The 13,313-nt window shown below is 73.9% G+C and carries 14 protein-coding genes; 7 read left to right on the top strand and 7 right to left on the bottom strand.

Annotated elements, in window-relative coordinates:
* Positions 1-26 precede the first annotated feature (26 nt).
* From cobM to cobT, 3 genes are read right to left on the bottom strand one after another with little or no spacing between them, the layout of a single operon-like run.
* Positions 27-770 (bottom strand): precorrin-4 C(11)-methyltransferase, encoded by a 744-nt coding sequence (gene cobM, locus I4I78_RS21140; protein ID WP_218613187.1) that lies wholly within the window; start codon positions 768-770, stop codon positions 27-29.
* Complete coding sequence (gene cbiE, locus I4I78_RS21135) at positions 767-2,026, bottom strand: precorrin-6y C5,15-methyltransferase (decarboxylating) subunit CbiE (protein WP_218613186.1); 1,260 nt, start codon at positions 2,024-2,026, stop codon at positions 767-769. Before cbiE ends, cobM begins: the two co-directional genes overlap by 4 nt.
* Positions 2,019-3,761: a nicotinate-nucleotide--dimethylbenzimidazole phosphoribosyltransferase gene (gene cobT / locus I4I78_RS21130; protein ID WP_308252264.1), complete on the bottom strand. Its 1,743-nt coding sequence runs from the start codon at positions 3,759-3,761 to the stop codon at positions 2,019-2,021. The genes cbiE and cobT overlap by 8 nt, the downstream gene beginning before the upstream one ends.
* Positions 3,762-3,934: 173 nt before the next feature.
* On the opposite strand from cobT, the gene I4I78_RS21125 reads away from it, so the two are divergent.
* A complete protein-coding gene (locus tag I4I78_RS21125) occupies positions 3,935-4,375 on the top strand; it encodes a YchJ family protein (RefSeq protein WP_218613184.1) in 441 nt (146 codons plus the stop codon).
* On the opposite strand, the gene I4I78_RS21120 is transcribed toward I4I78_RS21125, so the two are convergent.
* Positions 4,372-4,587, bottom strand: a complete 216-nt coding sequence (locus I4I78_RS21120) for a hypothetical protein (RefSeq protein WP_218613183.1) — start codon at positions 4,585-4,587, stop codon at positions 4,372-4,374. The genes I4I78_RS21125 and I4I78_RS21120 overlap by 4 nt on opposite strands.
* 101 nt (positions 4,588-4,688) lie before the next feature.
* On the opposite strand from I4I78_RS21120, the gene I4I78_RS21115 reads away from it, so the two are divergent.
* Complete coding sequence (locus tag I4I78_RS21115; RefSeq protein WP_308252263.1) at positions 4,689-5,537, top strand: TIM barrel protein; 849 nt, start codon at positions 4,689-4,691, stop codon at positions 5,535-5,537.
* Positions 5,538-5,540: 3 nt separating this feature from the next.
* Here the strand turns inward: I4I78_RS21115 and I4I78_RS21110 are convergent, their stop codons facing one another.
* Complete coding sequence (locus tag I4I78_RS21110) at positions 5,541-6,215, bottom strand: helix-turn-helix domain-containing protein (protein WP_218613181.1); 675 nt, start codon at positions 6,213-6,215, stop codon at positions 5,541-5,543.
* 74 nt (positions 6,216-6,289) lie between these two features.
* Between I4I78_RS21110 and I4I78_RS21105 the strand changes: the two genes are divergently transcribed.
* The 3 genes from I4I78_RS21105 to I4I78_RS21095 all read left to right on the top strand — a co-directional run bounded on the left by I4I78_RS21105 (position 6,290) and on the right by I4I78_RS21095 (position 9,306).
* Positions 6,290-7,441: an acyl-CoA dehydrogenase family protein gene (locus I4I78_RS21105; protein WP_218613180.1), complete on the top strand. Its 1,152-nt coding sequence runs from the start codon at positions 6,290-6,292 to the stop codon at positions 7,439-7,441.
* 136 nt (positions 7,442-7,577) lie between these two features.
* Positions 7,578-8,753 (top strand): CoA transferase, encoded by a 1,176-nt coding sequence (locus I4I78_RS21100; RefSeq protein ID WP_308252262.1) that lies wholly within the window; start codon positions 7,578-7,580, stop codon positions 8,751-8,753.
* An 88-nt stretch (positions 8,754-8,841) separates the two neighbouring features.
* On the top strand, positions 8,842-9,306 hold the full coding sequence (locus I4I78_RS21095; RefSeq protein ID WP_218613178.1) for a DUF4188 domain-containing protein: 465 nt from the start codon (positions 8,842-8,844) through the stop codon (positions 9,304-9,306).
* 98 nt (positions 9,307-9,404) lie between these two features.
* Here I4I78_RS21095 and I4I78_RS21090 read toward each other — a convergent pair whose 3' ends face one another.
* Positions 9,405-10,571: an acyltransferase gene (locus I4I78_RS21090; protein WP_218613177.1), complete on the bottom strand. Its 1,167-nt coding sequence runs from the start codon at positions 10,569-10,571 to the stop codon at positions 9,405-9,407.
* Complete coding sequence (locus I4I78_RS21085; protein WP_218613176.1) at positions 10,568-11,200, bottom strand: TetR/AcrR family transcriptional regulator; 633 nt, start codon at positions 11,198-11,200, stop codon at positions 10,568-10,570. The genes I4I78_RS21090 and I4I78_RS21085 overlap by 4 nt, the downstream gene beginning before the upstream one ends.
* A gap of 181 nt (positions 11,201-11,381) precedes the next feature.
* Here I4I78_RS21085 and I4I78_RS21080 point away from each other — a divergent pair, with 181 nt between their 5' ends.
* Positions 11,382-12,770: a sugar porter family MFS transporter gene (locus tag I4I78_RS21080; RefSeq protein WP_218613175.1), complete on the top strand. Its 1,389-nt coding sequence runs from the start codon at positions 11,382-11,384 to the stop codon at positions 12,768-12,770.
* 68 nt (positions 12,771-12,838) lie between these two features.
* Positions 12,839-13,264: a DoxX family protein gene (locus I4I78_RS21075; protein ID WP_218613174.1), complete on the top strand. Its 426-nt coding sequence runs from the start codon at positions 12,839-12,841 to the stop codon at positions 13,262-13,264.
* The last annotated feature ends 49 nt before the right edge of the window (positions 13,265-13,313 follow it).

Genomic DNA, 13,313 nt, shown 5'->3' with positions numbered 1-13,313 from the left:
GCCGGTCGTCGGGCTCGTGGGGCGGGTCAGTCTCGGCAGCGGGTGGACGAGTACAGGTGGCTGTCCGGGAAGTGCTGTGCGGCCAGGGCCTCGCCGACGATGATCACCGCGGTGCGCTCGATGCCGGACTCGCGGACGGCGTCGGGCAGCGTCGCCAACGTCCCGCGCAGGACGATCTCGTGGGCGCGGCTGGCGTGCGCGACGACCGCGGCCGGGCAGTCGGACCCGTAGGCCGGGCGCAGCGCGTCGACGACCTCGGCGATCCGGTGCACGGCCAGGTGCAGCACCACCGTGCCGCCCGAGCGGCCGAGCTCGGCGAGGTTCTCGTGCTCGGGCATCGGGGTGGCCCGCGCCGCGATCCGGGTCAGGGTCACGGTCTGCGCGACGGTCGGGACGGTCAGCTCGCGACCGAGCGCGGCGGCCGCGGCGGCGTAGGCGGGCACGCCGGGGCACACGTCGTAGGGGACGGACTCGGCCTCGAGGCGGCGGATCTGCTCGGCCATCGCGGAGAACACCGACGGGTCCCCCGACGCCAGGCGCGCGACGTCGAGGCCGTGCCGGTGCGCCCGGACCATCTCGGCCACGATCTCGTCCAGGGTCATCAGCGCGGTGTCGATCGTCCGCGCGTCCGGGGGGCAGATCTCCAGCATCTCCGGCGGGACCAGGCTGCCGGCGTAGAGGCACACCGGCGAGGCCGCGATCAGGTCGCGACCGCGCAGGGTCAGCAGGTCCACCGCGCCCGGGCCGGCCCCGATGAAGTGCACCGTCATCGCGTAGCCACCGTTGCCTCCACACTCCAGATCGTCACCGGCATCGCCGGGCGCCAGCCGTGGAAGCGGGTGCTGCCCGCCCCGTCGGCTCCGCCTGCTGCCGCCCGTCCCACCGGCTCGGCCCGGCTCACCTGCAGCCGCACCAGCCGCCCGCCGTAGCGCTCGTGGGCGGCGGCGAGCGCCGCCTCGGTCTGCACGGTCACCGCGTTCGCGACCAGCCGCCCGCCACCGGCGAGCGCGTCCCAGCAGGCCTGCAGGACGCCGTCGCGGGTCAGCCCGCCGCCGACGAACACCGCGTCCGGTCGCGGCAGGCCGTGCAGGGCCTCCGGAGCCGAGCCGGTGACGACCCGCAGTTCCGGCACCCCCAGCGCCGCCGCGTTGGCCGTGATCCGCCCGGCCCGCTCGGGCCGCGACTCCACCGTGATCGTCCGGCACGTCCGGTGCGCGCGCATCCACTCGATGCCGACGCTGCCCGCGCCGCCACCGACGTCCCAGAGCAGCTCGCCGGGCCGGGGCGCGAGGTGGGCCAGGGTCACCGCGCGCACCTCGCGCTTGGTCAGCTGCCCGTCGCTGTCGTAGGCATCGTCGGGCAGGCCGGGCGTCTCCCCCGTCAGGCACGCCCCGGGGTCGGCGACGCAGTCCAGCGCGACGACGTTGAGGGCGTCCGAGGTGCCGCTCCAGGTCCCGGCGGTGCCGGTCACGACCCGTTCGCCGTCCTCACCGAGGCGTTCCAGGACCGTCATCGTGCTGCGGCCGAAGCCCTGCGCCGCGACCAGCTCCGCGACCTCGGCCGGTGACCCGGCGCCGGAGCTGAGCACCAGGACCCGCGCCCCCGGCGCGAGGGCGCGCCGCAGCCGGGCGAGCGGGCGCCCCACGACGCTGACGAGCTCGACGTTCTGCACGGCCCAGCCGAGCCGGGCGCAGGCCAGGCTGATCGACGACGGGTGCGGCAGCACCCGCAGCCGCTGCGGTCCGACGACGCGGGCCAGCGTGGTGCCGATTCCGAAGAACATCGGGTCGCCGCTGGCCAGCACGGCGACCCGCGACCCGGCGAGCTCGTCGAGGATCCCGGGCAGGGCCGGGACCAGCGGGGACGGCCAGGCGCGGCGGACGGCCGGGACCGAGTCGTCGAGCAGGTCGAGCTGGCGGGGGCCGCCGAGGACGACGTCGGCGGCGCGCAGGGCGTCGCGGGACGGCTCGGCCAGGCCCGGCCAGCCCTCCGCACCGATCCCGACGACCGTGACCGGCTCACCCACCGGACGGGCCCTTGTCGGTCACCCCGGCGCTGTCGAACGTCGCCACGTCGGCCAGCGCGCGGGCCGCGCCCTGCAGGATCGGCAACGCCAGCAGCGCGCCGGTCCCCTCGCCGAGTCGCATCCCCATGTCCAGCAACGGGTCCAGCCCCAGGAACGACGACGCCGTCGCGCTGCCCGGCTCCACCGACCGGTGCCCGGCCACGCAGTATCCGACCGCATCCGGCGCGAGCGCGACCGCCACCAGCGCGGCCGCGCCGGTGCTGACGCCGTCGAGCAGTACCGGGACCCGCAGCGCGGCGGCGCCGAGCACCAGCCCGGCCAGCCCGGCGTGCTCCAGGCCGCCGACCGCGGCGAGTGCCCCCAGCGGGTCGGCCGGGTCCGGGCGGTGGCGCTGCAGGGCGCGACGGACGACGTCGGTCTTGCGGACGAGCGTGTCGTCGTCGATACCGGTGCCGCGGCCGGTCACCGTGTCCGCGTCGGCGCCGGTGAACACGCTGATCAGGGCCGCGGCCGCGGTGGTGTTCGCGATGCCCATGTCGCCGGTGAGCAGGCAGCGGTTGCCGCCGGCGACGAGGTCGCGGGCCACCTCGATCCCGGCCTCCAGGGCGGCGCGGGCCTGCTCGCGGGTCATCGCCGGGCCGGTCGTCATGTCGGCCGTGCCCGCGGCGACCTTGCGCGGCAGTAGCCCGGGGACCGGGTCCGGCGTGCCCAGCACCCCGACGTCGACGACGCACACCTCGGCGCCGAGCTGGCGGGCGAACGCGTTCACCACGGCGCCGCCGTCGAGAAAGTTGGCCACCATCTGCGCGGTGACCTCCTGCGGCCACGGGGTCACGCCCTGGGCGTGTACTCCGTGGTCGGCGGCGAAGACCGCGACGGCGGCCGGCTCGGGCACCGGCGGCGGGCAGGCTCCGGCGATCCCGGCCAGCGTCACCGCGACGTCCTCGACGCGCCCGAGCGAGCCGCGCGGCTTGGTCATCCGGTCCAGGCGGTCCCGGGCCGCGGCGCGCGCCTGCTCGTCCACGGGTGCGATCGCTGCGACGGTCTCGGCCAGCAGGTCCATCGGTTCCTCTCCCGGCAGGCCACGCTGCCCGTAGCGCTCCTGGTGCACGGCCCATCCCAGCGGGCGTCGCCGCGCCCAGCCGGCCCCGGCGAGCTCGGGCTCGTCCGGGAACCGCGACACGTGCCCGACGCAGAGGTAGGCCACGACCTCGAGGTGCGTGGGCAGCCCCAGCATCGCAGCCAGCTCACGCAGGCCGTCGTCGCCGAAGAAGCTCACCCAGCCGACGCCGAGCCCCTCGGCGCGCGCGGCCAGCCACATGTTCTGCACGGCCAGCGCCGCGGAGTGGGTCCCCATCTCCGGGCGGCCGTGGCGGCCCAGCGTGTGCCGCCCGCCGCGGGTCGGGTCCGCGGTGACCACGACGTTGAGCGGGGTGTCCAGGATCGCCTCGACCCGGATCGAGCGCAGGGCCCGCGCACGGGCCGCCGGCAACGAGGTGGCGTAGGCGTCGCGGTGCGCCGCGACCAGGGCGTGCACCTGCTCGCGGACCGCGCGGTCGCGCAGGACGACGAAGTCCCACGGTTGGGAGAACCCGACGCTCGGCGCGGCGTGCGCGGCGCCGAGCACCCGGGTGAGCGCGGCGTCGTCGACCTCGACGTCGGGCAGGAAACCGGTGCGGACGTCGCGCCGGGCGTGCAGCACGTCGTAGAACCCGTCCAGCGGGCCTGCGTCCACCACTGCCCCTCCTGACGGATCCGTGCCTGCCGGATCCGCACCGGTGGGGCGCGTCGGCGACCTCGGCCCGTCTCGAACAGGGCCGACACGGACTCGATCACAGCCGGTCGCGGGGGGTCAACCGGTCGCGCGGTCGCGGCAAGCGAGGTCACACCGGTGCATACTCGGCCGTGATGACTCCCCGGCCCTGCCCCTGCGGGCTGCCCGAACCGTTCGAGGCGTGCTGCGGGCGTTACCTCGGACCCGGCAGCCCTGACAGCCCTGACAGCACCGACAGCCCCGACAGCACCGCCGACACCGCACCGCCGACCGCGGAGGCGCTGATGCGCTCGCGGTTCACCGCGTTCGCCCGCGGCGACGCCGAGTACCTGCTCCGCACCTGGCATCCCGACACCCGTCCGCGGACCCTCGACCTGGACCCGGCCCGGCGATGGGTGCGGCTGGAGATCCTGGACCGCTCCGGCGGCGCGGTGTTCGACCGCGAGGGCGTCGTGGAGTTCCGGGCGCACCACCGTGAGCGCTCGCAGACCGGCGTGCAGCAGGAGCGCAGCCGGTTCGTCCGCGAGGACGGGCGCTGGGTCTATCTCGACGGCGAACCCGGGCAGCACATCTAGCCGGTCTCCCGTCCGGCGTCGGCGGGGTCGGGCGGCGGCAGGCTCCCGTAGAGCCGCCAGCCGTACGCGGTCGGCTCCCAGTGCAGGTACGGGCTCGGGTCCGGGTCGAGGCGGCTCAGGTGGTCCCACATCACCTCGTGCGCCCGGCCCAGTTCGGCGAGCTCGTGGCGGATGCGGCGCAGGATCGGGGTGGCGGCGGTGTGCTGTGTCATGTCCCCGATCGTCGCGGGGCCGTTCTCCGGCCGGAACCGGCAGGAACGACACCCTCCGGCAACTTCCTGCCACGGGTCACCGACCCGGCAGAATGCCGCCCGTGACCGGCGACGCAGATCCGTACGGAACCGCGGCCCATCGGTGGGTGGCCAACTGCTCGATGCTGTTCACCGAGGTCCCGCTCCTGGCGCGGCCCGCGGCGGCGCGCGCGGCCGGCTTCGACGCCGTCGAGTTCTGGTGGCCGTTCGAGCACTCGGTCCCGGTCGACGCCGACGTCGAGGCGTTCGTCTCCGCCGTCACCGACGCCGGTGTCGCGCTGATCGGGCTGAACCTGCCGGCCGGGGACATGGCCGCCGGGGACCGCGGGCTGATCTCGGTCCCCGGCCGGGAGGCCGAGCTCGCCGACGGTCTCGCGGTCGCCGCCGGCATCGGGGCACGGCTGCGGGTGCACGGCTGCAACGCCTTGTACGGCAACCGGATCGACGGCGTCGACCCCGCCCGGCAGGACGAGGTGGCGCTCGCCAACCTGGCCCGGGTCGCCGAGACCCTGGCGGTGTTCGGCGCCCGCGTCTGGCTGGAGCCGCTCAGCGGCTTGTCCGCCTACCCGCTGCGCACCGCGACGGACGCCCTCGCCGTCGCCGACCGGGTCTTCGCCGCCGGGGCGCCCGAGCCGCTGCTGCTGGCCGACCTGTTCCACCTCACCGCCAACGGCGACGACGTCGCCGCCGTCCTGGAGGCCTTCGGGGACCGGATCGGTCACGTCCAGGTCGCCGACCACCCCGGCCGTCACGAGCCGGGCACCGGGCAGATCCCGTTCGCCGCGCACCTGCGGGCCCTGCACGACGTCGGCTACGACGGGTGGGTCGCGGGCGAGTACGCCCCGCGCGGCGACACCTCGGCCGGCCTGGGCTGGCTCCCGCGGGCGCACCGGGCGGTCACCGACGGCTGACGGTCAACCGAGCCCGGCCCGGGCCCGCCGCACGTGCGGCGCGACCGGGCTGAGCCGCAGCGCGAGGGGCAGGGCCCGCAGCACCTCCCGCCGGCCGGACAGGCTCAGCCGCCCGTCCCGCGCCGCGGCAGCCAGTTCGAACACGCCCTCCCACACCTGGTAGAGCACCCCCAGCGGCGACTCGATCGTCACGTCGACCTCGTACCCGGGGTCGGTGAAGCACAGCGACACGTCGTGGCGCTCGACGACGAACCAGTACCGGCACCGGCGCCCGTCCGGGACGTGCACGTGCAGCACCACCCGGCGGCCGCCGAACGCCGACGCGTCGATACCGCCCCGGATCCACCACATCAGGACGGTCGGGTCCAGCTCGTCCGGCCGGGGGTCGCCGAAGGCCCAGCGGGCACCCCACTCGGCCAGGCCGAAGATCAGCGGACGCAGCTCCTCGCACGCAGCGGTCGGGTGGTATCCGCCGTCGGCGTGGGTCACCAGCCCGTCCCGTTCGAGCTGGACGAGCCGCTTGGACAGCAGCCCGCGCGACATCCCGGGCAGGCCGCGGGACAGCTCGTTGAACCGGGTCGCCCCGACCAGCAGGTCGCGCACGACCAGCAGCGTCCACCGGTCGCCGAGTACCTCGAGCGAGCGGGTGATCGGACAGAACTGCCCGTACCGGGACATGGCAGGCAGTGTGCTCTCCCGCGGTGCAGATTGAGAACTATCGGCGGCCCCCGACCGGGCCCACGCTCGGTCCCATGACGACGATGCAGCAGTACAGGACCCTGACCGACGACGACGCGTTCTCCCTGGCCAGGCAGGTGGGGCGGGTCGCGGCCCGATTCGACGCGGCGCACGACCGCGACGCCACCTTCGTACACGAGGCATACGCAGAAATGACGAGGTGCGGGTACCTGCGGATGCCCGTCCCGACCGAGCTCGGCGGGCTCGGTGCCAGTACCCGCCAGGTGCTGCTGGCCGAGGAGGAGCTCGGCAGCCTGTCCGGCCCGTCGGCTCTCGCGGCCGCGATGCACCTCTACCTGACGCTCGTGCAGCGGTGGCGCCACCGGAAGGGGGCCGCGGACGCCGAGGGGGTACTGCGCCGGGTGGCCGAGGAGGGGCTCGTGATGGCAACCAGCGGCGGCTCGGACTGGGTGTGTCCGACCACGACCGCGGTCGAGGTCGAGGGCGGCTACCGCCTCGACGGTCGCAAGGGGTTCTGCAGCCAGGCCCCGGTCGCCGGTGTCCTGTCAACCTCCGCCGTGCTGGGGCCACCGGGACCGGACGCGGTCGTGCTGCACGCGGGGGTGCCGCTGTCGGCGCCCGGCGTCCGGATCGTCGAGACCTGGGACACGCTGGGCATGCGCGGCACCGCCAGCCACGACGTCGTGTTCGACGGCGTGTTCCTGGCCTCGGACAAGGTCGTGGGCACCCGGCCGTACGGCGTGCTGGCGGGTCCGTTGCTGGTCGCCGCGATCCACTTCGCGCCGGTCGGCGGAGCGGCGTACCTGGGCGTGGCCCGCGGCGCCTGCACCGAGGCGGCGCGCCTGCTGTCCGGCCGGGCCGATCCGGCACCGGGGGCGGTCCGCCTGCTCGGCGAGATGACGGCCCGCCTGCGCGTGGCCCGGTGGGCGCTGCACTCCGCGGTGGCCGAGGTCGGCGAGGACCCCCCGGCCGACGAGGCCACCCTCGCGACGGTGATGGCCGCGAAGCGGCACGCCGTCGTGGAGGCCCGTGCCGTCGTGGACGCGGCACTCGAGGTCGCCGGGGGCGTCGCGTTCCACCGCAGCTCCCCGCTGGAACGGGCCTACCGCGACGTCCGGGGCGGGCCGTTCCACCCGCTGACGCCGGAGGCGACGCTGACGCTGCTCGGGTCGCGGGCGTTGGCCGACGCCGTGAGCGGGCCCTGACCGACCCACGGGAACGCCGAGGCCGTGCGCGGATCCCGTTGCCCGACAGCGGTATCCGCGCGCGAGGGCCGGGGCCGCGCCCGGGACGATGATCGCGCCTGCCCGGAACCCGGCCGGCCGGGCTAGCGTCGGCACCGTGCAGAACGACTCCCCCGCAGCCGGTCTCGGCGACACCCCCAACGGCGGCCCGCTCGACGGCGTGCTCGTCGCCGACTTCTCCCGGGTCCTGGCCGGGCCCTACGCGACGATGGTGCTCGCCGACCTCGGCGCCACCGTGATCAAGGTCGAGAGCCCCGGCGGTGACGACACCCGAACCTGGCGCCCGCCCGTGCTCGACGACGTGGCGACGTACTACCTGTCGATCAACCGGAACAAGCGCTCGATCGTCCTGGACCTCGCCGACCCCGGCGACCGCGACGTCGCGCAGGACCTCGCCGCCCGGGCCGACGTGCTGATCGAGAACATGAAGCCGGGCGGGATGACGAAGTTCGGGCTCGACCACCCGTCCGTCTCGGCCGCCAACCCGGGCGTCGTCTACTGCTCGATCAGCGGCTTCGGCACCCGCGGCGGCGCGCACCTGCCCGGCTACGACCTGCTGGCCCAGGCGACGTCCGGGCTGATGAGCCTGACCGGCGACGCCGACGGCAAGCCGTTCCGGGTCGGCGCCGCGATGTTCGACGTGCTCACCGGCCTGCACGCGGCGGTCGCGGTCGTCGCCGCGCTGCGCCACCGCGACGACACCGGCCAGGGCCAGCTGCTGGAGACGAACCTGCTCTCCACCGCGATGTCCTGCCTGGTCAACCAGACCGAGGCGTTCGTCGCGGCCGGGGTGGTGCCGACCCGGATGGGCAACGCGCACCCCAGCGTCTTCCCCTACGAGCCGATGCCGACCGCGGACGGCGAGCTGATCGTCATCGCGGCCAACGACGGCCAGTTCCGCAAGCTGTGCACCGTGCTCGGCGACCCGGCGATGGCCGAGGACCCCCGCTTCCTGACCATGGGCGGACGGCTGGAGAACCGCGTCGAGATCCGGGAGCGGCTGCTCGCCCGGCTGGCCACCCGCACCGCGAAGGAGTGGTTCGACGCGATCACCGCCGCCGGGGTGCCGTGCGGGCCGATCAACTCGATCAGCCAGGGCGTCGCGCTGGCCGAGGAGCTCGGCCTGGACCCGGTCGTGCGCGCCGGCGACGACGCCGCGACCCCGACCGTCCGCAACCCCGTCGAGTACTCGGCGACGCCGGCGACCTACCGGCGCTCACCCCCGACGCTCGGCGCCGACTCCGACGAGGTGCGGGCATGGCTCGCGGGCTGACCACCGATTACGGGTAGCGCGAGTATCCGCTTTGTGGATAGCCTGGGTATCCACAATCGCCCGGATACCCGTCATCGGAGGAGCGTCCATGACCGTCGAGCGCACGACCCACGACAAGACCGCAGGTGAGATCGTCGTGTTCCTGATCGGGATGCGGGTGAACAAGCCCTGGCGCGTCGACGCCTGGGCCCCGGTGTTCGCGGCGATGCCGAGGATGCTGCGCGAGCTGTCCCGGGACCCGGACTCCGGAATGCTCGGCTACCGCCTCGCGATCGGCCCGGACGGCCCGCTGGTCATCCAGTACTGGCGCGACACCGAGTCGCTCTACGGCTACGCGTCCGATCCGGCGCGGGCCCACCGCCCGGCCTGGTCGGCGTTCTTCCGCAAGGCGCGCACGGCGCCGGGTGCGGTCGGGATCTGGCACGAGACCTACACGGTCGCGGCCAGCGAGAGCGTCTACGGCGACATGCCGGCGTCCGGCCTGGCCGCGGCGCTCGGCCGGCGCGTTGTGGGCGCGGGGGCCGAGCGGGCACGTCAGAGACTGGCGTCCTGACCGTGCCGGGCCCGGGCGTCCGAGGCCGGTCCCGGACCGACCGCCGGAGAGCCGGGTGGACGGACCCCTCGACCGTCCGCCCGACCCACCGGTACCGGTCAGAACACCCGGGTGGCACCCGGGATCCGGCGCAGCGCCCAGGCCAGTGACCAGCAGGCGACCACCCCGGCGACCAGCAGTACCAGCGCCTTCACCACGGCCGGCGCGGTGAACCCGCCGAGCGCGACGCCGAGCCACACCAGCACCGGCGCGTGGATGACGAAGACCGCGAACGCCTGCGCCGACAGGAACCGCCACGCGGGCCCGGACCGGTCGAGCAGGGTCCGGAACACCACCAGGCCGACCACCATCGCGCTCGCGGCGAACAGCGAACCCGCGACCGCGGTCACCAGCGACTCCGGCGTGCCGCCGCCCGTCGTGGCCGCACCGAGCACGATCCCCGTACCCAGCGAGGCGACGAGCGAGACCAGCAGCACCGGCAGGGCCGCCCACGCGGTGCGCACGCGCAGCGTCTGCAGCCACTGCCGGCGAGCGGCCAGTACCCCGAGGACGAAGCACGCGCCGTACTGCGGCAGGTAGGCCGGGGACGGCAGGCCGACCGCGGCCCAGTACGTCCCCTCCGGGGTCCAGATCCGCCACACCCAGCTCGCCAGGCCGAGCGCGACGCCGAGTCCGAGCACCACCAGCACGCCGGGTGTCCGCCCCGGACGGGCCTCGGCGGCCCGCCCGCCGCGTACGGCGCGGACCGCGGCGTAGGCGAGCGAGAAGATCAGCAGAACGGCGACGAACCACAGCGGGCCCGGGTCGAAGTTCGTGACGAGATAGGTCAGCAGGCCCTGCCCCTGCGGCCGGCCGTGGGCCAGCCAGCCCGGGTAGCGATAGATCGGCGAGAGCACGACCAGGAACAGCAGGAACGGCACCCCGAGCCGCATCAGCCGCCCACGGACGAAGCCGGCGACCCCGTGCCGGTCCACCCCGCCCGGTACGAAGAATCCGGAGATCAGGAAGAACAGCCCCATGAACCACATCTGGTTCGTCGCGACCAGGGCGAGCAGACCGGCCGAGCTGCCGTCGGTGGGCTGTTCCCAGTACGGCCAGATCGGCAGGTCGGAGTAGGTCAGGGCGGCGTGGTGGGCCAGCACCAGCGCGGTCAGCCAGACCCGGACGTTGTCCAGCCAGGCCAGGCGGCCCGGCGGAGCGGCTGCCGCGGGTGGCGGGCCGGACGCGGGTGCGAGCGGCGCCGGTCGTGGTGCGGTGGCTGTCATGTGGATCCCCCCGGATTCCGTACCGCAGCGATGACCAGGTCGGCCAGCTGCTCGGCATGTGCCATCAGGTCCGTCTCCGGATGCGCGATCCAGTAGACGAACATCGAGTCGAGTGCGGCCTGCACGGTCACGGCCATCACCCGGTGGTCGAACTCCCGCATCGCGCCCTCGGAACGTCCGTAGGCGTACATGTGCTCGAGTCCCTGGTAGAGCAGCTCGTTGTCGGCGATGCTGTAGCGCAGCGCGCCGTCCTTCGTGCGCAGATGCGTGACGATCTCGGTGACGGCGAGCATCTCGTCCCGGTTGGTCATCCCCTCCTGAGCGACCCCCAGGATGTGCTCGCGGACCAGGTCCAGCGGTGCCAGTCCCTCCAGCTTCGGCACCACCCGCTCCGAGATCCCGAGGTAGAACTTCTCCACGCACGCCTCCATCAGCTCCTCCTTTCCGGAGAAGTGATAGGAGATGACGCCCTTGGAGACGCCCGCGGTGCGTGCGATGGCGGCCAGCGACGCCGCACCGAACCCCTGCGCGGCAACGGTGTCGATCGCCGCGGCGACGATCTGCCGTCGACGCGCCTGCTCGATGAACGACGGCGACTTCTGGCCGTCCGACTCATTTTCTGACCGCACGGCCAGAAAATTAGCCGACGAGCCAGAGGGTGTCAACGCGGTATCGGGGTGCCTGACACGGCGGCTCGGGGCGGCCCCGCGACCACACCGCCCACCGGCCGAGTTGCCGGACGCAACGGTCGGGCAGAGGATCTCCCCCACAGCGGTCGGCACGGCGGCGGACCGGACGGCGGGGGGCAGCATGGCGGGCAGCGGCGCACCAGCACGCGGGCGCAACATCTGGATCTGGTTCTTCGGGGCCCTCGGCGGGATCCTCTGGGGCTACGACACGGGCGTCATCTCCGGCGCCCTGCTCTACATCCCGGACGACATCCCGCTCTCACCGCTGGTCCAGGGCATGGTCGTGTCCGGGTTGCTGGTCGGCGCGATGCTCGGGGCGGGGCTGTCGGGCCGGCTGGCGGACACCCTCGGGCGCCGGATGCTGATCCTGGCCGGCGGGATCGTGTTCGTGATCGGCACGCTCGGGTCCGCGCTCGCGGTGAACGCCGCGCTGCTCGTCGGGTTCCGGTTCGTGATGGGCATCGGGGTCGGGATCATCTCGGTCGTCGTGCCGATGTATCTCTCCGAGCTCGCGCCGAAGGAGATCCGCGGGCGGCTGACGTCGCTGATGCAGCTGCTCGTCACGGTCGGCATCTTCCTGGCCTACGTCACCGACTTCGCGTTCGCCGACGCCCGCGCCTGGCGCTGGATGATCGGCATCGGCGTGATCCCGGCGGTCGTCCTCGCGATCGGGATCTACACCCAGCCGGAGAGCCCGCGCTGGCTGGCCGGGCACAAGTCCGGCGGCGAGGAGGACGCGAAGCGGGTCCTGGTGAAGCTGCGCGGCAGCGAGGAGGCCGCCCGCGAGGAGCTGGCCGAGATCCACGAGAGCGTGCGCTCGGAGGCCGAGAACACCGAGAAGGTGAAGCTGGGCTCGCTCACCCGCGGACGTCTGCGGCCGATCTTCATCGTCGGCATGCTGCTGGTGTTCTTCCAGAACTTCGTCGGGATCAACACGATCATCTACTACGCCCCGACGCTGCTCACCAACGTCGGCTTCGGCGACAAGAACGCGATCCTGGCCAACGTCGGGATCGGCGCGGTGAACATGCTGATGACGATCCCCGGCATGTTCCTGATCGACAAGGCCGGGCGGCGGCCGCTGCTGCGCTGGGGCGCGGTGGGCATGTGCGCGGCGATGATCCTGCTGACGATCACGAACCTGGTCGGGCTGAGCCAGGGTCCGCTGCTGCTCGGGCTGACACTGGCCGGGATCATCGTCTACATCGCGTCGTTCTCGATCTCCTGGGGCCCGGTGCAGTGGGTGCTGCTGCCGGAGCTGTTCCCGCTGCGGGTCCGCGCCGGCGCGGTGGGCATCTGCGTCACGTTCAACTGGCTGTTCAACATGATCGTCGCGCTGCTGTTCCCGAGCCTGCTCGACATCTTCGGCGCGGGGTACAACTTCCTGTTCTTCGCCGTGATGACGGCGCTGGCCTACCTGTTCGCGACCAAGCTCCTGCCCGAGACCAAGGGCCGCAGCCTGGAGCAGATCGAGCGCGACCTGACCGGGCCGGCCCCCGCCACGACCTGACCGATGAGTTTCCCGGGCGGCGTCCGTCCTACTGGCAGACGCACCGCATCCGAGCACCGGGAGACGCCATGACCGCCATCGCCAGCACCTCGTCCACCGCCGCCCGCCGGCCCGGCCGGGCGGCGTCGGTCGCCCTGTGGGTCGGCCAGATCCTCGTCGCCGCCTCGCTGCTGTTCGCCTCCGTCCCGAAGGTCACCCTGGACCCGATGGCGGTGGAGGGGTTCGCGGCGATCGGCTTCAGCGCGACCGGCACCTTGATCATCGGCCTGCTGGAGATCGCCGGCGCGATCGGCCTGCTGGTCCCGCGCCTGACCGGGCTCGCCGCCCTGTGCACCGTCGCGCTGATGATCGGCGCGGTGATCGTCACGGTCGTCTTCATGGGAGCCGCGTTGGCGGTCCTGCCCGCCCTCATCGGTGTGATCGCCGCGCTGGTCGCCTACGGCCGCCGCCACACCGTCGTCGAGCTCGCCGCCTGGGTCCGCACCCGCCGCTGACGGCCCACCTCGCACGGGAAACGGTGTCCTCGCACAGGGAAGAACCTGT

Source organism: Pseudonocardia sp. KRD291 (genome assembly GCF_019263595.1).
Lineage (GTDB): Bacteria > Actinomycetota > Actinomycetes > Mycobacteriales > Pseudonocardiaceae > Pseudonocardia.
Note: the sequence above shows the minus strand (reverse complement) of the source record. Positions and strands in the feature narration are given on the sequence as shown.

Coding starts and splice junctions, on each gene's coding strand:
- cobM (WP_218613187.1), bottom strand. CDS start 770: ATGACGGTGCACTTCATCGGGGCCGGCCCGGGCGCGGTGGACCTGCTG.
- I4I78_RS21080 (WP_218613175.1), top strand. CDS start 11,382: ATGGCGGGCAGCGGCGCACCAGCACGCGGGCGCAACATCTGGATCTGG.
- I4I78_RS21075 (WP_218613174.1), top strand. CDS start 12,839: ATGACCGCCATCGCCAGCACCTCGTCCACCGCCGCCCGCCGGCCCGGC.
- I4I78_RS21105 (WP_218613180.1), top strand. CDS start 6,290: ATGACGACGATGCAGCAGTACAGGACCCTGACCGACGACGACGCGTTC.
- I4I78_RS21090 (WP_218613177.1), bottom strand. CDS start 10,571: ATGACAGCCACCGCACCACGACCGGCGCCGCTCGCACCCGCGTCCGGC.
- I4I78_RS21110 (WP_218613181.1), bottom strand. CDS start 6,215: ATGTCCCGGTACGGGCAGTTCTGTCCGATCACCCGCTCGCTCGAGGTA.
- I4I78_RS21120 (WP_218613183.1), bottom strand. CDS start 4,587: ATGACACAGCACACCGCCGCCACCCCGATCCTGCGCCGCATCCGCCAC.
- I4I78_RS21125 (WP_218613184.1), top strand. CDS start 3,935: ATGACTCCCCGGCCCTGCCCCTGCGGGCTGCCCGAACCGTTCGAGGCG.
- I4I78_RS21095 (WP_218613178.1), top strand. CDS start 8,842: ATGACCGTCGAGCGCACGACCCACGACAAGACCGCAGGTGAGATCGTC.